The sequence below is a fragment of the Prochlorococcus marinus XMU1404 genome, from assembly GCF_017696175.1.
Taxonomy (GTDB): Bacteria; Cyanobacteriota; Cyanobacteriia; order PCC-6307; family Cyanobiaceae; genus Prochlorococcus_A; species Prochlorococcus_A marinus_X.
Window position 1 is genome coordinate 61,919 of sequence record NZ_JAAORE010000003.1, and the last position, 20,903, is coordinate 82,821.

Sequence of the window (20,903 nt, forward strand, 5' to 3'; positions counted from 1 at the left end):
TTCTAGTAATATAGTATTTACTTAACCAATCTTGGATAAGTTAATTATAATCGTCTTGATTATTTATTTAGTTCCTAAATATTCTCTACTTCTGCTTTTAAAAAGAAATGTTTGATTTAATAAAAAAAAATATAAATCTAAGAAGTGGAATTATATTGCTTTCTCTAGCTATATTTTTCGTTTTTATAACCAATTCCTTCAAGAAAAATAAGTCAAAAGATATTTCTGATTTTGTAGTTCAAGTCGAAAAGGGAATCCTCTCAGATTCAATTAATACTAGTGGTGAAGTAAAAGCAATAAGGACAAGCAATATAGGGACTCGGAAGCAAGGCGTAATAAAAGAAATCAAAGTAGATGAGGGCGATCTTGTAAAAAAAGATCAGGTTTTAGCTTCTCTTGATGATAAAGACTTTATCTATAAAATTGAAGAACTTGAATTAAATTTAGAAAAACAAAAATCTGAATTTTCAAGAAGGGAATATTTATATCAAGAAGGTGCGGTAAGTAAAGAAGACTATGAAAGTTATAAAAATAACTACAACATTAGTAGAGCCAAGCTTAATGATGCAAAAGCTGAAAAAAGTTTCTATTTAATTAAAGCTCCTTATGGAGGAAAGATAACTGCAAAATATGCTGAGATAGGATCTTATATCACACCAAGTACAAACTTAAGTACAGACCCTAAAACCAAAAACTTTATTTTTGAACTATCAGAGGGGCTAGAAATTGTTGCTAAAGTTCCTGAGAGTGACATTGGCAGAATAAAAATAGGTCAAGAAGCCTCAGTAAGAATTGAGGCTTATCCCTCAAAAAAATATAGTGCCATAGTTAAAAAAATAGCTACTAGAGCTGTAAAAGATAACAATGTAACCTCATTCGAAGTAACTTTAAATTTTAAAGATATTTCTGAAGAAATTAAAATTGGAATGACAGCAGATCTTGAATTCAGAGTCGAAGGTAATGAAGAAAAAATCTTAGTGCCAACAGTTTCTATTGTCACAGAAAAAGGTGAAAAGGGAATTTTGAAAGTTGATAAAAACAATTCTCCCAAATTTGAAAAAATTGAAATTGGTATTAGTAGTGGAAATAAAACTTCAGTAATTGATGGATTAGAACCTGGAGAAAAAATCTTTATTGATATTCCACCTTGGGCTAAGAAGAGAAAATGAGCTTAAAATCTGAAAACTCTAAAAAACCAATTTTACTTTTAGTCGATGGTCATTCACTTGCTTTTAGAAGCTTCTATGCATTTAGCAAAGGGATTGATGGAGGTTTAACAACCAAAGAGGGATTCCCAACAAGTGTGACTTATGGATTTCTAAAAAGCCTTCTTGATAATTGCAAAAATATTAGTCCTGAGGGTGTTTGTATTACTTTTGATACCGAAAAACCTACTTTCAGACATGAATTAGATCCAAATTATAAGGCTAATAGAGATGTAGCACCAGATGTTTTTTTTCAGGATATTGAACAACTAGAAATAATTTTAGAAGAAAGCCTTAATTTACCAATTTACAAGTCTCCTGGTTACGAAGCAGATGATCTCTTAGGCACAATTGCAAATGATGCTTCTTCTAAAGGATGGTGCGTAAATATTCTTTCTGGGGATCGGGACTTATTTCAATTAGTAGATGATCAAAAAGACATTTATGTACTTTATATGGGTGGTGGTCCATATGCAAAAAGTGGTAATCCGACTCTTATTAATGAAAATGGAGTAAAAGAAAAATTAGGGGTTGCGCCAGAAAGAGTAGTTGATCTTAAAGCTCTAACTGGTGATAGTTCTGATAATATTCCTGGTATTAAAGGGGTAGGTCCAAAAACTGCAATTAATCTACTAAAAGAAAACGATACACTTGATGGGATTTATCAGGCTTTGGACAAGATTCAGCAGAACAATGATAAAAAACATAAAGGATTCATCAAAGGTTCGGTTATAGAAAAGCTCAGAAACGATAAGCATAATGCTTTTCTTTCCAGGGATTTAGCAAAAATAAATACTGAAGTGCCTTTGATATTAAGTGATGGTTATGAATTAAAAAATATAAATCAAGAACTTCTCTCAGAGTCACTGCAAAAACTTGAATTATCAACACTACTTCGGCAAATTGATATTTTCAATTCAACTTTTAGTAAAGGTGGTTTTGACAAAAATAACGTGGCTAAAGAGGAGGAGAAAGATCCAAAGGTCTCTAGTAAAAGTGAGTTAGAAAATAGTGAAAATAAAATCCCTAAAATCAAAGTAACTGTTGTAAATAATTTTGAATTACTTTATAAATTAATTCAAAGATTAGAAAAGACCAATGAGATAGTTTCTTTAGATACAGAGACTAATAGTTTAAATCCAATCGATGCGGAACTTGTTGGGATAGGATTATGTCTTGGAGAAGAAACTGATGATTTATTTTATATACCTCTTGGTCATCAAACAAAAAAAGAGACCCCCAATCAATTATCGATTGAAGATGTTTTCTCAAAACTAAGAACTTGGATAGAAGATCCAAAAAAAGAAAAAGCACTCCAAAATTCTAAATTTGACAGGCAAATATTTTTAAATCACGGACTTGATCTTAAAGGCGTAACCTTTGACACCTTGTTAGCAGACTATCTTCTAAATAATCAGGAGAAGCATGGGTTGAGTGAAATTAGTTTTAGATTATTTGGATTTAAGCCTCCTTCATTTAAGGAAACAGTTGGGAAAAATAAAGACTTTTCTTTTGTTGATATTGATGAAGCTAGTATTTACTGCGGTTATGATGTATTTCTAACTTTTAAGATTGTCAAAATTTTTAAAGAAAGATTTTCAACAGAAAAAAATGAATTAATCAAATTGTTCGAAGAAATCGAGCTTCCCTTAGAGCCGGTATTGTCTCAAATGGAAATGAATGGAATAACCATCGATATCCCTTATTTAGATAAACTCTCAAGAGAACTAAAAAGTACCTTAGAAGATATTGAAAGTAAAGTTTATGAATTAGCAAAGGAGACTTTTAATCTATCTTCACCAAAACAACTTGGTGAGATCTTGTTTGAAAAATTAAATTTGGATAAGAAAAAATCACGGAAAACAAAAACGGGATGGAGTACAGATGCAGTAGTTCTTGAAAGATTAGTCGACGAACATGAAATAATCCAACATTTAATAAAACACAGAACTCTTAGCAAATTACTTAGCACCTATATTGATGCTCTTCCAAATCTTATAAACGAAAAGACAGGAAGAGTTCATACAAACTTTAATCAAGCTGCTACAGCGACTGGGAGACTGAGTAGTAGCAATCCTAATCTTCAAAATATCCCGGTCAGGACTGAATTTAGTAGGAGAATCAGAAAAGCATTCTTGCCTGAAAAAAATTGGAAACTTTTATCAGCTGATTATTCTCAGATCGAATTAAGAATACTTGCTCACTTAGCGGATGAAGAAATACTAATTAATGCGTTTCATAAAAATGATGACATTCATTCTTTGACTGCAAGATTAATTTTCGAGAAAGAAGAAATATCATCTGACGAAAGGAGAGTTGGGAAAACAATAAATTTTGGAGTTATCTATGGTATGGGTATAAAAAAGTTTGCCCGTTCAACAGGAGTAAGTACTTCAGAGGCAAAAGAATTCCTAATAAAATACAAAGAAAGATATTCAAAAATTTTCAAATTTCTTGAACTCCAAGAAAGGCTCGCCTTATCAAAAGGTTATGTAAAAACAATTTTTGGTCGAAAAAGAGAATTTAAGTTTGATAAAAATGGACTTGGAAGATTAATAGGGAAAGATCCTTACGAAATTGACTTGCAATCTGCAAGAAGGGCTGGCATGGAAGCACAGTCATTAAGAGCCGCAGCTAATGCACCAATTCAGGGTTCAAGTGCAGACATTATTAAGATTGCAATGGTTCAACTAAATAAGAAATTCATAGAAATGAATATTCCCGCAAAAATGCTTTTGCAAGTACATGATGAATTATTGTTTGAAGTTGAACCAGATTCTTTGGAAATTACAACGAAATTAGTGAAGAAGACTATGGAAGATTGTGTAAAATTAAATGTGCCCCTTTTAGTTGATATTGGTATTGGAGATAATTGGATGGAGACAAAATAAACCTTATGAAATACTTAATTTAAGATGATCAAACTTTTTAATACTTTAAGCAAAAGAGTTGAGGTTTTTAAGCCTATTGATGATTTAGTAAAAATTTATTGTTGTGGAGTAACTGTTTATGATTTATGTCATCTTGGTCATGCAAGAAGTTATATAGCTTGGGATGTATTGAGAAGATTCTTAATTTACAGTGATTTCAAAGTAAAGTATGTCCAGAATTTTACAGATATTGATGACAAGATCTTAAAAAGGGCGAAAGAAGAAAATAGTTCAATGAAGGCAGTCTCAGAGAAAAATATTATTGAATTTCACAAAGATATGGATGCTTTAGGAATTATGCGCCCGGATAGTATGCCAAGAGCAACGAGTCATATTTGCAATATTTGCTCTTTCATAACAATACTTGAGGACAAAGGTTATGCATATTCTAGGGATGGAGATGTTTATTATTCTGTATTTAAAAATAAAAATTATGGAAAACTAAGTAATCAAAACATACAAGAACAAAATATCAATCAGCAAGGAAGAATGGCTAATGATGAAAATACTAAAAAACTTAATCCGCAGGATTTTGCACTATGGAAAAAAGCCAAAGATGATGAACCATATTTTGATTCGCCATGGGGTAAAGGTAGGCCAGGATGGCACATTGAATGTTCGGCGATGGTTAAAGATGAATTAGGAGATACTATTGATATCCATTTAGGAGGTTCTGATTTAATTTTTCCACATCATGAAAATGAAATCGCCCAATCAGAAGCAGCAAATGGCAAAAAGCTAGCAAATTATTGGTTACACAATGGGATGGTCAATGTAAATGGGCAGAAGATGAGTAAATCCCTGAAAAATTTTAAAACAATAAGAGAACTAATTAAGTCAGGCATAAGTCCAATGACTTTGCGATATTTTGTTATGACTGTAAATTATAGGAAACCACTTGATTTCACTGAAGATGCTTTAAAAAGTGCTTCAGAAGCTTGGAAAAACATTAATTTAGCCCTCTCTTTTATGGAGATTACAAAAAATGCTTTTATATCTATTAATAAAAATGAATCTATCGAAGGAAAATATAAAGATACAATAAGTTTTGAATTATCTCAAAAAAAGCTTAAATTTTCTGAAGCTTTGAGTAATGACCTTAATACAGCAGGAGCTATTGCAATAATTTATGATTTAGCCAAACCATTAAAAAACTTTTTAAACCAATTTCAAAGGGTTGAAAGTTTTGAAATAAATCTAAATGAAAAATTTTTTCTACTTGAGAATTTTAAAACCCTTAAAGAGTTAACTGAGGTACTTGGACTAAAGAAAGAGGATTTAATAATCGAAAGCAAAATAAAAGAAGAAGAAATATCATTGCTTATTAATGAAAGATTAGAAGCAAAAAAGGGAAAGAATTATGAGAGAGCCGATGAAATTAGGAATTTGTTAAAAGGGAAAGGTATTGAACTTATTGATAATTCTAAGGAGATAACAACATGGATAAGAGTCTAAATTTTAAGAAAAAAACCAATTTAAGACTTTTGTTTTTTAAATACACCTTTAAATGGGAAGATATTAGAAATATCAGAGAAAATTGAAATACATTACTGTGCTCGGTTCTACTGGTTCAATAGGGACTCAAACTCTCGAAATAGCTAGTGAGAAGCCTGATAAGTTTAAAGCCATAGCTCTTTCGGCAGGAAGAAATATTAATTTATTAACTGAACAAGTTAAAACACATAAACCAGAAGTAGTTGCAGTTGAGGATGAAAACCTTTTAAAAGATTTAAAAGATAATATTAATAACTTAGATTTGGATAGTGCTCCCTTGGTTTTGGGAGGAAAGGAGGGGATTAACACCGTTGCAGCGTGGGATAAGGCAGATACTGTGGTAACCGGGATAGTAGGCTGTGCAGGCTTAATTCCAACAATGTCAGCGATTAATGCGGGAAAAAATATTGCACTTGCTAACAAAGAAACTTTAATTGCAGCAGGGCCAATTGTTATTCCTGCATTAAAGAAAAATAATAGTAGGCTTTTACCTGCTGATTCAGAACACTCTGCTATCTTTCAATGTTTACAAGGATTGCCTAATTATGAAAATGCAGATTTTTCAACAGGAGAGATGCCTGAGGGGTTAAAAGCCATACATTTAACTGCTTCTGGTGGTGCCTTCAGAGATTGGGCCGTTGAGGATTTAAAGCATGTCACAGTGGAAGATGCGACTTCGCATCCTAATTGGGATATGGGAAAAAAAATAACGGTAGATTCTGCAACTCTTATGAACAAGGGATTAGAAGTTATAGAAGCTCATTATTTATTTGGGACCCCTTACGAAAATATCGAAATAGTTATCCACCCTCAAAGTATTATTCATTCAATGATTGAGATGGAAGACTCTTCAGTATTAGCTCAATTAGGTTGGCCAGATATGAAGCTACCTATTTTGTATGCAATGAGTTGGCCTGAAAGATTTAAAACAAATTGGAAAAGATTAAACCTAAGTAAAATTGGAAAATTAACTTTTAAAGAGCCAGACGAGTTTAAATATCCATGCATGGGACTTGCCTATGCCGCAGGTAAATCTTCTGGGACTATGCCTGCAGTCTTAAATGCTGCTAATGAAATGGCTGTAGAACAATTCCTTAAAGAAAAAATTTCTTTTCAAGAAATTCCAACATTTATAAGTAAAGCTTGTGAATCACATATGGAGAATTTGAATTTGAGTCCTGAATTGGAGGATATTCTTGAAGTAGACAATTGGGCCAGACTTTTTGTTAAGCAAGAAATTAAAAAAGGAAAAAAATACGTAAGTATTAGATAAAAGTGAATATTAAAAAGCATCTTCTACTATGCGCAACCCCCACAAAACAGAAATGCTTTAAAGGCAATGAAGGTGAAAAAACATGGGAATGTCTGAAAAAGACTTTAAAAAAATTTGAGAATGATCCCTCTACTAAAAACGTTCATATATTAAGATCAAAAGCTGACTGTTTAAGGATATGTAAGAATGGCCCAATTCTTCTTATCTGGCCTGACGGTATTTGGTACGAAAAAGTTTCTCCAGAAAAAATTTCAGAAATTTTTACCTCACATATTATTAACGGTAAGCCAGTAGAAAAATGGATTTTTAAAAAAACACCATTTTTAAATAGTCCTAGATACTCATAAACCAGTTCTTTACGACTTCATCTGACCAGCAGCCATTAATCGAGTGGAAACCATTGTGACCTCCTTTTTCAGTTATAAAAATAGTAAATTTATCAATAGATTCTTTTCTTAAATTTAAAGTATCCTTATATGGAACCCAAGGATCATCCTTGGCATGAATAAAAAGCATTAGAGGTAATTTTTTTATTGAGTTTTGGATTCTAGATATTGGCGAAGCTTTAGCATAATAATCTTCTAAAGAATTAAATCCCCAACAAGGAGCTGTAAATTTTTGATCAAATTCCCTTATACTTTTTAAATTTCTAATTTTTTTTCTTAATTTCTCGTTATTAAGAATTTTGCCTTCATCATTATATCCGTCCCATAACTGATTTTTTAAGCGGTGAAGTAACCATTTTTGGTAGACATAATTTCTAGGTTTCTCAATACAGAGACTGCATGATGATAAATCTAAAGGACTACTTACGCAGGCTAGGCCGTATAAAAGTTTTTCTCTATTATTTTCATCGTAATCCAAGCAGGCATTTAAAAGAATTGTTCCACCTAAAGATAATCCAACTCCGTAAATTGGAAGATTGTTCATTTTAATGAGATCTTTGAACTCTAACTTAATTAGTTTTTTAAAATATTTAATTGCTGAAATAACATCACTCGAGCATCTGGCACAATAATTTCCCCTAGCTAAATATCTCGCAGGCCCAGATCCTCTTAGATTTAATTTGAGAACTCCAAAACCATTATTTACTAATTTCCTAGAGATTCTTCTTAAACCAAATCGTTTAGTTGAGCCCCCTAACCCATGTGTAACGATAACAAAACCTTTAAGAGAGCTTAAGTTTTTAGGCAACTCTAAGAATCCCAGGAGATAATCGCATTCAAATTTTTCAGATAGTATTTTATTAATTGGAAAGAATATTTTTTTATTTTTTTTTGATTTACCAAAATCAATAACAAAAGTATCTCTCAAAGTTTGTAAGTCGCCACCTATCCAAGGTAAGACTTCCCGAAATGGCTTATTTTTTAAGTAATCTGAAAAACTTGAAGATATACTATTATTTCTCCCCAACTCCAAGATCCTTTAATTCTCCAATAAGATCATTTAACACCTTCTTTGCATCACCAAAGACCATAGAAGTATTTGGTAGATCAAATAAATCATTTTTTATTCCTGAATAACCTGCACTCATACCTCTTTTAATTACAAATACCGTTCTTGCTTCCTGCACATCAAGAACTGGCATGCCATATAAAGGAGAAGAACTATCATTTTTCGCCTGAGGATTAACTACATCATTTGCTCCTAAAACTAAAACGACATCCGTTGCTGGAAAATCAGGATTTACAACGTCCATCTCTTTAAGTTGTTCGTAAGGAACATCTGCTTCTGCCAAAAGTACATTCATATGTCCCGGCATCCTCCCAGCTACAGGATGTATTGCATAGACAACTTCAATACCATTTTGTTCTAGTTTTTTTGTTACCTCCCTTAATGTATGTTGGGCTTGAGCTACTGCAAGACCATAGCCAGGAACAATTATTACCTTGTTTGCAGCCTCTAAAGTCAATGCACATTCTTCAACACTACAAGAAGTTATATTTGTATATTCTCTTGATCCAGAAGAAGCAGTACTTTGCGCAGATAAAGAGCCTCCAAAAAGGACTGAAACCAAAGATCTATTCATACCCTTGCACATTACTTGAGTAAGTATTAAACCAGCGGCTCCAACCATTGCACCTGCCACTATCAAAAGCTGACTATCTACAACAAAACCTGCTGCTGCTGCTGCTATTCCTGAGTAGCTATTTAATAGCGATATAACAACTGGCATATCAGCTCCACCAATTGGCAAAGTAACTCCGATACCCAATAAAGAAGAAACTATAACTAAAAGCCAAATAGAAATTGTATTGCCATTTATCAGATCAAAAAAAGCAATCAATGAAGCAACTGCAAAAACTATATTTACAAAATGTCTAACTTTGCTCTGAGTCCATCCTGGCGTTGACAACCAACCCTGTAACTTTGCCATTGCGACAATCGAACCAGTGAAAGTTATTGCACCTACAAATATAGAAACAGATATAGAAACTTCGTTAATAAGCGACTTAAAAAAATCAAGATTTTCTACACTATTAGATATAGGGAAAATAGCTACTCCCAAGGCGACTAAAAGTGATGACATTCCACCACAACCATTAAACAATGCAACTGTTTCAGGCATGGATGTCATGGGTACTTTTTTTGCAAGTATTGCTCCGAACAAACTTCCTATGATTGATCCAATTATTATCCAAATCCAAGACTGAATAGGAATTCCAGATGTACCCAAATAAAAAGATAGTAATCCTATTACTGATAGCGACATTGCAAATGCAGCTAATCTATTAGCATCTCTTGCTGACTTTACTTTTGACAATCCTTTTATTCCCAAAGCCAGTAAAAGTACAGCTAGAAGGTCAATAATGAATTTAATGATTACAGGTAGATTCATGCTAATAATTACTTTTTATTTGATGGTTTACGGCTAAACATTGCGAGCATTCGATCAGTTACAAAGAAACCTCCCACAACATTGAAAAGAGCGAATCCAAGAGAAACTGAACCAATAATTAAAAGAGGCACATTTTCTCCTGCTTTTACAATTAAAGTCAAAGCTGCAAGCATTGTTATTCCTGAAATTGCATTTGCTCCACTCATTAAAGGTGTGTGAAGCGTAGGAGGAACTTTCCCAATTAACTCGAGACCTAATAAACTACCAAGTAAAAGAACCCAAAGAAGACTTATAAAAGACATAATTTTAAGACCTCAATTTTCAAAAACTTTATTTTGGAGAACAACTCCTTCATCGCTTAATAAGCATCCTGAAATGAGTTCATCCTCTTTATCTAATTTAATTACACCATCATTTATAAAAGGTGTAATCAAAGATGTTAAGTTCTTAGCATAAAGTGAACTTGCATCATAAGGAACTGATGAGGGTAATTCCCCCGCGCCTATAAGTTTTACCCCATCTTTGATAATAGTTTCATTTGATTTTGTTCCTTCACAATTGCCTCCCTGAGAAACTGCCAAATCAATCACTACTGCACCAGGCCTCATTTTTTCAATCATAGGAAAATCTATTAAAACAGGAGCTTTTTTACCTAGAACTTGCGCAGTACATATAGCAACATCAGCTTCAGATAAATATTTAGTTAAAGTAGCTTTCTGTTTTGATAGAAATTCAGGAGTTACAGCTTTTGCATAACCTCCAGCCTCTGCTGGTTTTTCGTCCACTTCAGGAAGTTCTATAAATCTTGCTCCGAGGGACTCAACTTGTTCTTTAACAGCAGGTCTAATATCAGATACAAATACTATTGCACCAAGTCTTTTTGCTGTCGCAACTGCCTGCAATCCTGCAACGCCTCCACCAAGAACAACTACTTTGGCAGGTTGGACTGTACCTGCTGCAGTCATAAGCATTGGGAAATATCTATCTAACTCACTTGCAGCTAAAAGAACTGCTTTATATCCAGCAATATTGGCCTGTGAAGAAAGAACATCAGATGATTGAGCTCTACTGATTCTAGGAAGCAACTCTAGTGATAAAGCTGAAATTTTATTACTATTTAAAATCCTAAGGAGTTCTTTATTACCATATGGGTTAAGAAGACCCAGAAGAATAGCGCCTTTTTTTAATTTAGTTAAATTATCCTCTGATGGGGTTTGAACACAAAATATTATGTCAGCTTCACCCCAAAATTTTTGATCTAAGTTACTTATTATTGTTCCGCCCGATTCTTCATATGATAGGTCACTAAATCCTGATAATTTTCCTGCTGAAGTTTCAATATAAACATCACATCCAAGGCTTTTTAATTTCTTTACTGCTTCTGGAGTAGCTGAAACTCTCCTTTCACCAGCGCTTGTTTCGGAAGGAATAAGTATCTTTGTCAATTTATTTACTTTTTTAACATACTAAATATAAATTGAAGAAAGTCAAAAGTCTTGGATTTTTGTTAAAAATATATTTTCTTTTCTTTAAAAAATAGCTATCTAGAATATAGATGTACTAAATAATCTAATGAGTATAAAAGCAATCGAATGTCCTGATGGAGTATGCCACAGCCATCATGGTGGTCATGCCGTTCCAAGGCAAGCTATGCAGAAAAATCTAGAAAAGCATGGAAAAGACTGGTGCGAGAAATTAGCAGAGAGAATTTATGAAATGTCAGTTGACACTTATTCACAGACAGTCATGCCCAGTCTCCACTCAGCAGGTTGGCAAAGAAGACATTTAGATTGGGAATTTAAACTTGCAGAAAATGATTCTGAACCTGATGAAGCTCTTGTTGAAGGAATTATCAATGCCACAGAAAGCTTTCTAAGGAGTAGTGAGGTGCATCGATTATTTATTCAGGAATTAGTCCAGGGGACATTTGAGGAAGCAAATGATAAAAAAATAATTTCTAAGGCAATAAAATCTATCATTGAAGAAGAAATTGTTAGTTCACTAAGAGAAAAGAAAGAATCTCTTTTAAAGAAAATTTCCACAAAATTAATATCAGAAGAAAAAGTTAGCGAAGAACTTGCAATAAATTCTGCTAAAGAGGGTTTTGAGGAAGTTGAAAGGTTACTTGCAAATCATAGCGAGGCAGTTTAACTATATTTCTTTATATTTTCTTTATAATTGGCACAAAAAACAGTTCAAATATAAACGAAAGATTAAATTATTGTTTGAAAGTACAAAGTTGTAACTTATTAGACAATACATCTGTTCTTTGATGTGTTTATCTATATACAACTTTTAAGTGTTCGATGGACAATTTCATTAGAAAAAGAATTGATATTGCGACCTGTTGGGCTACCAATAGAATATCTGTTATGGATACTCTAGAAAGATATGAAGACAGTTATGCAATAGCAGAAGAATTTAGAGAGTGGATATTGCATATTGGAGAAAAGAACGAAAATTTAAGAAATTCTGTTTTAAACTTTCCAAAAGAATTAAAAGAATTATTAGATCAAAAAGTCAACGACTAATTAATAAATTCATTGTTTGAAACCGGACCTTCATTAATTGTGTTTATTTATTATTATTAATAATGAAAATAGTAAATAAATGGAAAATAAAGAGACAAATTCAAACGTAGAAAATGTTGTAATTATTGGTTCAGGTCCTGCAGGTTATACAGCTGCAATTTATGCAGCAAGGGCAAATCTTCAACCTTTGCTTGTGACAGGATTTAATTCCGGAGGAATTCCAGGTGGGCAATTAATGACTACAACATTTGTTGAGAACTATCCAGGTTTTCCCGATGGAATACTGGGGCCTGAATTGATGGATCTCATGAAAGCTCAAGCAGAAAGATGGGGTACAAACTTATACGAGAGTGATGTCGTTTCTATAAATACTGATTCACACCCTTTTGAACTAAAAACTTTAGAAGGAACCATAAAAGCTAACTCAATTATTATTGCAACTGGAGCAAGTGCTAATAGATTAGGCGTGATTAATGAAGATAAATTCTGGAGTAAAGGAATAAGTGCTTGTGCAATATGTGATGGAGCGACCCCACAATTCAGAGATGAAGAATTAGCTGTCATAGGAGGAGGGGACTCTGCATGTGAAGAAGCAGCATACCTTACTAAGTACGGCAGCAAAGTGCATTTGATTGTTAGATCAGAAAAATTAAGGGCTAGCGCAGCGATGGTTGATAGAGTAAAAGCTAATCCAAAGATAGAAATCCATTGGAACACAAAAGTTGATAAAGCTGATGGTTCTGAATGGCTTGAAAAGATAGAAACTATTCACTCTCAAGAGGGTAAAGGGGAAATCAATGTAAAGGGTCTCTTTTACGCGATAGGTCATACACCAAATACGAAGTTTTTAGACAACAAAATTGATTTAGATAATAAAGGATATATTTCTTGCAAATCAGGAAGACCAGAAACATCTATCGAAGGTATTTTCGCAGCAGGTGATGTTGTTGATTCAGAGTGGAGACAAGGAGTCACTGCCGCAGGAACAGGATGTATGGCAGCATTAGCTACCGAAAGGTGGCTAGCCGAGAAAAACTTAGCAAAAACTATATTAAGAGAAACACCTGAACCAGAAAAAAAACTTAATTCATCGGATTTTAATGAAGACGAAGTTAATGAAACTACTTTCGATTCAAACTCTGAATGGCAAAAAGGCAGTTATGCATTAAGGAAACTTTATCACGAGAGTAAAAAACCTATCCTAGTAATTTTTAGTTCACCAAGCTGCGGCCCATGTCATGTTTTGAAACCTCAGTTAAAAAGAGTAATTAAAGAACTTGATGGTGCAGTTTTAGGTGTTGAAATAGATATTGATAAAGATCAAGATATTGCAAAACAAGCTGGTATTAACGGCACACCAACAGTTCAACTTTTTAAAGAAAAATTATTAAAAAAGCAATGGCAAGGTGTTAAACAAAGAAGTGAATTTAAAGAAGCGATAAAAAATATTATCTAAAATAATTGCTTACTTATTATTCCTCTTAGGATTATTTTTATTGGTTGTAGGTCTTCCTCCACCGGCATTCCTTTCTCGATAAGTTATCCTCCCTCTAGAAAGATCATAAGGACTTATCTCAACTAAAACTTTGTCTCCAGCTAATAATTTAATTCTAAATTTAGTCAATTTACCTGCGGCCCTGCATAAACATTGATGACCTTCAGGCTGCTCTAGGGTAACCAAATAAAAACCATTTCCCTGCTCTTTTTCTATTACTCCAGAAGTTTCAATCATTAAATAATTATTTTTCTAGGTTTATATTATCAGAAAAAGATTGGCCAAAATTGATTTAAGAAAAATTGCATAAGTAAAATATAGAATTTAATTTAAACGGAAAATTTGATTTCATTAATTATTTGAAGCTGACCATAGTAGAAATTAGCCTTCGCAATTTTCTCAGAATCTTCTAATTGATCAAAAAAAACAAAGCCAAGATTTTCCCATAATGAAGATCCACAAACATTATTCAATTCATTTTTTGCTTCTTTTGCAAAAATATCAAGTTTTCGTTCAAGATTTTTAGATTTGGAAAGGGACATAACATCACACTAGAATATAGTACAAATTTACTATATAATTTCTGAAATGCAATATTAAAATGGTAATCTCTTTTTTTCTTCAATATTAAGATCTGCTTCCATCTCTCTTAGTCTTTTAAGTATTTGTTGGTAGTACTCTTTAATGTAGCTCTCTAATGATGTCATATCTTCTTTTTTAATTTCCAATATTTCATAGGTTTTGCTCATATCAGCATCTAATGATTCTCCACTACTTGTTACTTCTGCGAAAGCCAATCTTTCTGCGACATTTAATGAATCTTGGAAAAAAGAAACTACTTTTTGAGTGACACTAATGAGAAAGGGGGAGACTCTAAAAACTTTAGCCTTTTTGTCACTAAATTTTTCACATAGGGATATAACTTCATTTGAATTCCAGGCTTGGGGACCAACTAGGGGCAATGAGGTTCTATAAGTTTTTGGATTATTAACTGCTGCAACAATAATTTTTGCCATGTCTTGAGTATTCATATAAGCAATTTTCGTTGGAGTTCCACTCATCCAGACTGCTTGACTATCTAAGACTGGGATAGCAAATTGTCCTATAACTCCTTGCATAAAAGCTGCACATTTGAAGATCGTATATTCTAGATCAGAATTCTCAAGAAGTTTCTCAGTACAGTACTTAATGTCCATCAATGGAACATTTCTAAATTTTTCTGTTAATAGTATTGAGAGGAATATTACTCTTTTTACTTTTAAAGATTCACAAGCATTGAATAAGTTAAGTTTTCCATCCCAATCTGTTTCATAAATACTCTTTGGGTCATCTGGTCTACTAGTGGCTGCATCAATAACAACTTCAATATCTTGCAATGCATATTCAATATCTGGAGAATTTAATAAATTTCCTTTTGTTAGTTCACAACCCCATTCTTGAAGAAAAGAAGCCTTTCTTGGATTTCTAACAAAGCATCTTACTTCATGCCCATCTTCTATAGCCTGCTTTGCTATTTGCCTTCCAAGGGTTCCTGTCGCTCCTACCAAAAGAATCTTCATATTTAAGATTTACTTAACCTGTAGACAATAACTCACTTTGTTATCTATTCGTGAGAATCAATCTCCCTGAAATTTTAATAATAGTGCGCCACCAACGAGTCCTATCGGTATTAATATCCAAAAAACTGCCGCAATACTAAAAATTTCTTTTGCCATAGTAAAATTTGATCGTTACTATAATTTACATTCAATATACGTTTATTTGTTAAAAAACAAGATAATGCAAATATCTTGAAAATTTTTGAATATATGAATACAAATTTTAAAAAAGAAAAGATTAACTTTTCCAATTACTGGGATTGGAATGGGTTTAAGATTTGTTGGAGTGTAACAGGTGAAGATAATAAAATTCCGATTATATTTCTACACGGATTTGGTGCCAACAGGAACCATTGGAGAAACAATTTAGAATATTTTGCAGAAAGGAATTGTGCCTCCTATTCTTTAGATTTAATTGGATTTGGGGACTCAGATCAACCCGGGATAAGACAAATTGGAAGATTAAATAATGAAATTTGGGGTAATCAAGTGAAAGACTTTATTACACAGATTGTTAGACCAAAGAATTCTTCTAAAGTCATACTTATTGGCAATTCTCTTGGATCATTAGTGGCTTTAACATGTGCTGTATCATTTGAGGACCAAATTGCATCAGTAATAGCTTCACCTCTACCAGATCAAATTTATGGGAAAAAAAAGAAAATAATAAATAAAAAGTTATTTAAACAATTTAAAGATAAATTCATATATATATTTTTTATATTTTTCCCCTTAGAGATAATTTTATTTTTAATAACCAAATTGAATATCATAAGGCTGGGCCTAAATTCTGCCTATTACAAAAAAGAAAATATTAATAGTGAACTAATCGATTTAGTAACCAAACCAGTATTAAGAAGAACTTCAGCCAGATCATTAAGAGCAATGTGTATTGGAATGTCTACAAGAGAGGAGAAATTTCAAGCATCTTACCTTTTAAGAAAACTAAGTGCCTCAAAAAAAGTTCCTTTTTTATTAATTTGGGGAGATAAAGATAATTTCATACCTTTGTTTATAGGTAAAAAGATTGCAAAATTTCATAGATGGGTAAAATTAAAAATAGTACCTAATTCAGGGCATTGTATCCATGATGAAGATCCTTCAGTATTCAATAGAATCTCTTATAAATGGATTCGAGATTTAAAAACCTTTTAATTAAAATATGAAACATACATTATCAGTTCTTGTAGAAGACGAGTCAGGAGCTTTGAGTAGAATCTCAGGTCTCTTTGCTAGAAGAGGATTTAATATAGATAGTCTTGCAGTAGGGCCTGCAGAATCAAAAGGTATTTCAAGGTTAACAATGGTTGTAGAAGGTGACGATGAGACCCTTCAACAAATGACTAAGCAACTTAATAAATTATTTAATGTTCTGGGAGTTGTAGATTTTACTAATCTCGCAGCTGTTGAGAGGGAATTGATGCTACTAAAAGTTTCTTCGAAAGAAGATACAAGAAGTAACATCCTAGATATAGTTCAGATTTTCCGCGCAAAAGTTGTTGACGTTTCAGATATAGCGCTAACTCTTGAAGTAGTAGGAGATCCTGGAAAGTTAGTTGCTTTAGAGAAATTATTAGAACCTTACGGCATTCTTGAAATAGCGAGAACTGGCAAGGTAGCTTTAAAACGTTCTTCTGGAGTTAATACAGAAATGTTGAAAATCAACAAATATTCTCTTGAAATTTAATTTAATATCTGGACTTCATGTATGTAGTCTTCTAGACCAATTTTTTCAAGTACATCTAATCCTTTTATAATTTTCCCAAAAATTGAATATCTTCCGTCTAGTTCTGGAATCCTATTTGTCACAAAAAAAAATTCAGTAGATGAAGAGTCATTTTTACCGCTTTTAACCATTGCGATGGAACCCTCCTCAAAAGTATTTACTAAATTTTCAGTTTCATAAGGATTTTTTATTTGATAGTTATATCTTGGCTTAATTTCCTCTTTAAATTTTATCTCTAATGGTATTGAAGGAATTTTTTTATTCAAAGTTTGATTCTTTTTAGTATAAAATTCATTATCCGGATTAACTCCTCCATGAATAAATCTTATTTGGGGAAAATTTATTATTTTATAGAACTTTTTATTTAAGTAAATATTATTATTTATATTTTCTATGAAGTTTGTTACGGTTACTGGATTATCCTTGCCAAATAATTTAACCTCAAAATCACCTTTTGAAGTTTTAAAAGAAACCACTTTATTTTCTTTTAAACAACTAAATTCAAATTTTTGACAAAAATAATTTGAATCGATCTCTTTATTGAAACTACAAGCAGGCACCAAAAATAAAACTTGGATTAAAGATATTACTCTTAAAAAATTTTTTATCTTTATTTTAAACCCTCCAAATTAACATTCAAAAATTTCGCGAGCCGAGCGCCCTCTTCTTCAACTTGTAGGAGTGGTTTAAGTTCGCCTGCTCCTGTTAGAGGAAGGGGTTTTTTTCTGCCTTTGAGTACCAAAGCAATCCTTCTTCTAGGATTAAATCCCTCGCTTATATCTAACTTAACTGATTTAATGTCATCGAAATTTAATTTAACTTCAATATCCTTAAATAAACCTTTTCTTTTAATCTCTACAGATTTTGATGATTTATCAAATAAATTACTTCCTGACCCAAAATTTATATAAACCAAATACCATAAATAAAAATTTAATAAATTAGCTATTAAACCATAAGCTCCCATTATTATTCCTTGAGGTATAAACAATAAAGTCGAAGGGTTACCTAATGGTAATAAATCCCTCCCCGTGTAGCTTGATAAAGAGGCCAATAGAAAACCAATCCCCCCAATCGTAAGCATTCCACCAATAATATAATTCGAGATTTTTCTTGATCCACCAATTTTTTGTTCGATTTTATCGAAAGAAGTGAGGTCTGAATTCATTTTTATTTTTTAGAGCCTAATCCAGATAATTTAACAAACTAAGGGAGTATTCTTACCTATTTTTTAATAAAAAAGTCAGGAAAGCTTTACAAGGCATTTCAGATATCCAAATATTTCCCCACATTACTCTCAATCTTTGTTACAGTCACTGCGTATCCCGAAGCTAAAACGATTTCTCATGACGATCGCAGTTGGTAGCGCCCCACAAAGAGGATGGTTTGATGTCCTTGATGATTGGTTGAAGCGCGACCGCTTTGTATTTATTGGTTGGTCCGGATTACTTCTACTTCCTTGTGCATATCTTGCTATAGGTGGTTGGTTCGTCGGAACAACATTTGTTACCTCTTGGTACACACACGGAGTTGCAAGCTCATACCTTGAAGGTTGTAACTTCTTAACAGCAGCTGTAAGTACCCCTGGTGATGCCATGGGACACAGTCTTCTATTTTTATGGGGTCCTGAAGCCCAAGGTAGTTTCGTAAGATGGCTACAACTTGGTGGTCTTTGGAACTTCGTTGCATTACATGGAGTATTTGGCCTTATTGGCTTTATGCTTCGTCAGTTTGAAATTGCTGGCCTTGTTGGAATTAGACCATACAACGCATTAGCTTTCTCGGCAGTAATTGCAGTATTCACAAGTATTTTCCTTATTTATCCTTTAGGACAGCACAGTTGGTTCTTCGCACCTTCATTTGGTGTTGCAGCGATCTTCCGTTACATCCTGTTTATTCAAGGTTTTCACAATATCACTTTAAACCCATTTCACATGATGGGTGTTGCTGGTATTCTTGGTGGTGCTCTACTTTGCGCTATCCATGGAGCTACAGTTCAAAATACTTTGTATGAAGATACAAGTATCTATACAGATGGAAAAGTTCAAAGTTCTACATTCAGAGCTTTTGATCCAACTCAAGAAGAAGAAACTTATTCAATGATTACAGCTAACAGATTCTGGAGTCAAATCTTCGGTATTGCTTTCTCAAACAAGCGTTTCTTACACTTCTTGATGCTATTTGTACCTGTAATGGGTATGTGGACATCTTCAATTGGTATTGTCGGCTTAGCACTAAACCTAAGAGCTTATGATTTCGTAAGCCAAGAAATCCGTGCAGCAGAAGATCCAGAATTTGAAACTTTCTATACAAAAAATATACTTTTGAACGAAGGTATGCGAGCATGGATGTCTTCTGTGGATCAACCACACGAAAACTTTGTATTCCCTGAGGAGGTTCTTCCACGTGGAAACGCCCTTTAATAACTTATTAAGAGCTCCAAACCAAAGTATTGAGGAAACTGGTTATGCCTGGTATGTAGGCAACGCTAGATTAATCAATTTATCTGGACGTTTATTAGGAGCTCACATTGCTCACTCTGGACTAATAGTCTTTTGGGCGGGAGCAATGATGCTCTTCGAGGTTAATCATTTTACTTTTGATAAACCAATGTGGGAGCAAGGTTTAATCTGTATGCCACACGTCGCAATGTTTGGTTATGGAATAGGCCCAGGTGGTGAAGTTACTGATATCATGCCTTTCTTCCAGGCAGGCGTGGTTCACTTGATAGCTTCTGCTGTTCTTGGTTTTGGTGGTATTTATCATTCATTAGCAGGTCCAGAAAAACTTGAAGAAGATTTTCCATTTTTCTCTACTGATTGGAGAGACAAAAATCAAATGACAAATATCCTCGGATATCATTTGATTGTTCTAGGTGTAGGTGCATTAGCATGGTCAGTAAACTGGTGTTTTATTGGTGGTGCATATGACACATGGGCACCTGGTGGTGGTGAAGTCAGACTTGTTAACCCAACTTTGGATCCAAGAGTTATTCTTGGATATCTATTTAGATCTCCTTGGGGTGGAGCTGGTTCAATAATCGGTGTTAACTCCATTGAAGATATTGTCGGTGGACATGTCTATGTGGGTATAACTGCAATTATTGGAGGAATATTCCATATCTTTACCAAACCTTTTGGATGGGCGAGAAGAGCATTCATTTGGAATGGTGAAGGACTATTAAGTTATGCACTTGGTGGAATTTGTGTAGCAAGTTTTATTGCTTCAACATTCATCTGGTTTAACAATACTGCTTACCCTTCAGAATTTTACGGCCCAACAAATGCTGAAGCTTCACAGGCCCAAAGCTTTACTTTCCTTGTGAGAGATCAAAGAATTGGAGCTAACGTAGGTTCAACAATGGGACCAACAGGTCTAGGTAAGTATCTCATGAGATCTCCTACTGGTGAAATTATATTTGGTGGCGAAACAATGAGATTTTGGGACTTCAGAGGTCCATGGTTAGAGCCTTTAAGAGGTCCTAATGGATTAAGCCTTGAGAAAATCCAAAATGATATTCAACCTTGGCAAGTTAGAAGAGCTGCTGAATATATGACTCATGCTCCTAACGCTTCTATCAACTCTGTTGGTGGAATCATTACTGAGCCCAATGCTGTTAACTTCGTTAACCTAAGACAATGGTTAGCTGCAGCTCAATTCTTCCTAGGATGGTTTACATTCATCGGTCACCTTTGGCATGCTGGACGTGCTAGAGCAGCCGCTGCTGGTTTCGAAAAAGGAATCGACAGAAAGAGTGAACCAGCTCTAGAAATGCCTGATTTAGATTAATTTCTATTTCATATGAAAAACCC

General features: G+C 33.5%; 22 protein-coding genes. 12 read left to right on the plus strand and 10 right to left on the minus strand.

Going from position 1 to position 20,903, the window contains the following annotated elements; translation table 11 throughout:
- Positions 1–107: 107 nt before the first annotated feature.
- From HA144_RS06595 to HA144_RS06615, 5 genes are all read left to right on the plus strand, one after another.
- A complete protein-coding gene (locus tag HA144_RS06595) occupies positions 108–1,169 on the plus strand; it encodes an efflux RND transporter periplasmic adaptor subunit (protein ID WP_209043301.1) in 1,062 nt (353 codons plus the stop codon).
- Positions 1,166–4,096, plus strand: a complete 2,931-nt coding sequence (gene polA, locus HA144_RS06600; RefSeq protein ID WP_209043302.1) for a DNA polymerase I — start codon at positions 1,166–1,168, stop codon at positions 4,094–4,096. Before HA144_RS06595 ends, polA begins: the two co-directional genes overlap by 4 nt.
- Before the next feature lie 24 nt (positions 4,097–4,120).
- A complete protein-coding gene (cysS, locus tag HA144_RS06605) occupies positions 4,121–5,590 on the plus strand; it encodes a cysteine--tRNA ligase (RefSeq protein WP_209043303.1) in 1,470 nt (489 codons plus the stop codon).
- A gap of 82 nt (positions 5,591–5,672) precedes the next feature.
- Complete coding sequence (locus HA144_RS06610) at positions 5,673–6,902, plus strand: 1-deoxy-D-xylulose-5-phosphate reductoisomerase (RefSeq protein ID WP_209043304.1); 1,230 nt, start codon at positions 5,673–5,675, stop codon at positions 6,900–6,902.
- A gap of 2 nt (positions 6,903–6,904) precedes the next feature.
- On the plus strand, positions 6,905–7,249 hold the full coding sequence (locus HA144_RS06615) for a (2Fe-2S) ferredoxin domain-containing protein (protein WP_209043305.1): 345 nt from the start codon (positions 6,905–6,907) through the stop codon (positions 7,247–7,249).
- Here HA144_RS06615 and HA144_RS06620 read toward each other — a convergent pair.
- Genes HA144_RS06620 through HA144_RS06635 form a run of 4 tightly spaced genes read right to left on the minus strand, consistent with a single transcriptional unit; the run spans position 7,236 to position 11,186 of the window.
- Positions 7,236–8,321, minus strand: coding sequence for a serine aminopeptidase domain-containing protein (locus HA144_RS06620; RefSeq protein WP_209043306.1), 1,086 nt, complete (start codon positions 8,319–8,321; stop codon positions 7,236–7,238). The two genes, HA144_RS06615 and HA144_RS06620, sit on opposite strands and share 14 nt — an antisense overlap.
- On the minus strand, positions 8,302–9,741 hold the full coding sequence (locus HA144_RS06625; RefSeq protein ID WP_209043307.1) for an NAD(P)(+) transhydrogenase (Re/Si-specific) subunit beta: 1,440 nt from the start codon (positions 9,739–9,741) through the stop codon (positions 8,302–8,304). Before HA144_RS06625 ends, HA144_RS06620 begins: the two co-directional genes overlap by 20 nt.
- An 8-nt stretch (positions 9,742–9,749) precedes the next feature.
- Complete coding sequence (locus tag HA144_RS06630; protein ID WP_011376791.1) at positions 9,750–10,043, minus strand: NAD(P) transhydrogenase subunit alpha; 294 nt, start codon at positions 10,041–10,043, stop codon at positions 9,750–9,752.
- Positions 10,044–10,055: 12 nt separating this feature from the next.
- Positions 10,056–11,186 carry a Re/Si-specific NAD(P)(+) transhydrogenase subunit alpha gene (locus tag HA144_RS06635; protein ID WP_209043308.1) on the minus strand — a complete coding sequence of 377 codons (1,131 nt, stop codon included), beginning with the start codon at positions 11,184–11,186 and terminating at the stop codon, positions 10,056–10,058.
- A 127-nt stretch (positions 11,187–11,313) separates the two neighbouring features.
- Here HA144_RS06635 and HA144_RS06640 point away from each other — a divergent pair, with 127 nt between their 5' ends.
- The 3 genes from HA144_RS06640 (at position 11,314) to trxB (ending at position 13,728) form a co-directional block, all read left to right on the plus strand.
- A complete protein-coding gene (locus tag HA144_RS06640) occupies positions 11,314–11,892 on the plus strand; it encodes an EF-1 guanine nucleotide exchange domain-containing protein (RefSeq protein ID WP_209043309.1) in 579 nt (192 codons plus the stop codon).
- Positions 11,893–12,047: 155 nt separating this feature from the next.
- The gene (locus HA144_RS06645) at positions 12,048–12,272 is read left to right on the plus strand and encodes a hypothetical protein (RefSeq protein WP_209043310.1); all 225 of its coding nucleotides are present in this window, start codon (positions 12,048–12,050) and stop codon (positions 12,270–12,272) included.
- A gap of 79 nt (positions 12,273–12,351) precedes the next feature.
- Positions 12,352–13,728: a thioredoxin-disulfide reductase gene (gene trxB, locus HA144_RS06650; RefSeq protein WP_209043311.1), complete on the plus strand. Its 1,377-nt coding sequence runs from the start codon at positions 12,352–12,354 to the stop codon at positions 13,726–13,728.
- A gap of 9 nt (positions 13,729–13,737) precedes the next feature.
- Here the strand turns inward: trxB and infA are convergent, their stop codons facing one another.
- The 4 genes from infA to petM all read right to left on the minus strand — a co-directional run bounded on the left by infA (position 13,738) and on the right by petM (position 15,482).
- The gene (gene infA, locus HA144_RS06655) at positions 13,738–14,004 is read right to left on the minus strand and encodes a translation initiation factor IF-1 (protein WP_025930657.1); all 267 of its coding nucleotides are present in this window, start codon (positions 14,002–14,004) and stop codon (positions 13,738–13,740) included.
- A 92-nt stretch (positions 14,005–14,096) separates the two neighbouring features.
- Complete coding sequence (locus HA144_RS06660) at positions 14,097–14,309, minus strand: hypothetical protein (RefSeq protein ID WP_209043312.1); 213 nt, start codon at positions 14,307–14,309, stop codon at positions 14,097–14,099.
- A gap of 54 nt (positions 14,310–14,363) precedes the next feature.
- Complete coding sequence (locus HA144_RS06665; RefSeq protein ID WP_209043313.1) at positions 14,364–15,326, minus strand: NAD(P)H-binding protein; 963 nt, start codon at positions 15,324–15,326, stop codon at positions 14,364–14,366.
- A 57-nt stretch (positions 15,327–15,383) separates the two neighbouring features.
- Positions 15,384–15,482, minus strand: coding sequence for a cytochrome b6-f complex subunit PetM (petM, locus tag HA144_RS06670; RefSeq protein ID WP_011132786.1), 99 nt, complete (start codon positions 15,480–15,482; stop codon positions 15,384–15,386).
- Between the two features lie 93 nt (positions 15,483–15,575).
- On the opposite strand from petM, the gene HA144_RS06675 reads away from it, so the two are divergent.
- Both HA144_RS06675 and ilvN read left to right on the plus strand, forming a co-directional pair.
- Positions 15,576–16,520 (plus strand): alpha/beta fold hydrolase, encoded by a 945-nt coding sequence (locus HA144_RS06675; RefSeq protein WP_209043314.1) that lies wholly within the window; start codon positions 15,576–15,578, stop codon positions 16,518–16,520.
- A 7-nt stretch (positions 16,521–16,527) separates the two neighbouring features.
- Complete coding sequence (ilvN, locus tag HA144_RS06680; protein WP_012008031.1) at positions 16,528–17,052, plus strand: acetolactate synthase small subunit; 525 nt, start codon at positions 16,528–16,530, stop codon at positions 17,050–17,052.
- Here the strand turns inward: ilvN and HA144_RS06685 are convergent.
- Both HA144_RS06685 and HA144_RS06690 read right to left on the minus strand, forming a co-directional pair.
- Positions 17,049–17,567 (minus strand): peptidylprolyl isomerase, encoded by a 519-nt coding sequence (locus HA144_RS06685; RefSeq protein WP_348535048.1) that lies wholly within the window; start codon positions 17,565–17,567, stop codon positions 17,049–17,051. The two genes, ilvN and HA144_RS06685, sit on opposite strands and share 4 nt — an antisense overlap.
- Before the next feature lie 134 nt (positions 17,568–17,701).
- Positions 17,702–18,259, minus strand: a complete 558-nt coding sequence (locus HA144_RS06690) for a photosystem I assembly protein Ycf4 (RefSeq protein ID WP_209043316.1) — start codon at positions 18,257–18,259, stop codon at positions 17,702–17,704.
- 178 nt (positions 18,260–18,437) lie between these two features.
- Between HA144_RS06690 and psbD the strand changes: the two genes are divergently transcribed.
- Together psbD and psbC are read left to right on the plus strand one after the other, a co-directional pair.
- Complete coding sequence (psbD, locus tag HA144_RS06695) at positions 18,438–19,514, plus strand: photosystem II D2 protein (photosystem q(a) protein) (protein ID WP_002807316.1); 1,077 nt, start codon at positions 18,438–18,440, stop codon at positions 19,512–19,514.
- Positions 19,498–20,880: a photosystem II reaction center protein CP43 gene (gene psbC, locus HA144_RS06700; protein WP_011818757.1), complete on the plus strand. Its 1,383-nt coding sequence runs from the start codon at positions 19,498–19,500 to the stop codon at positions 20,878–20,880. Before psbD ends, psbC begins: the two co-directional genes overlap by 17 nt.
- Positions 20,881–20,903 lie beyond the last annotated feature (23 nt).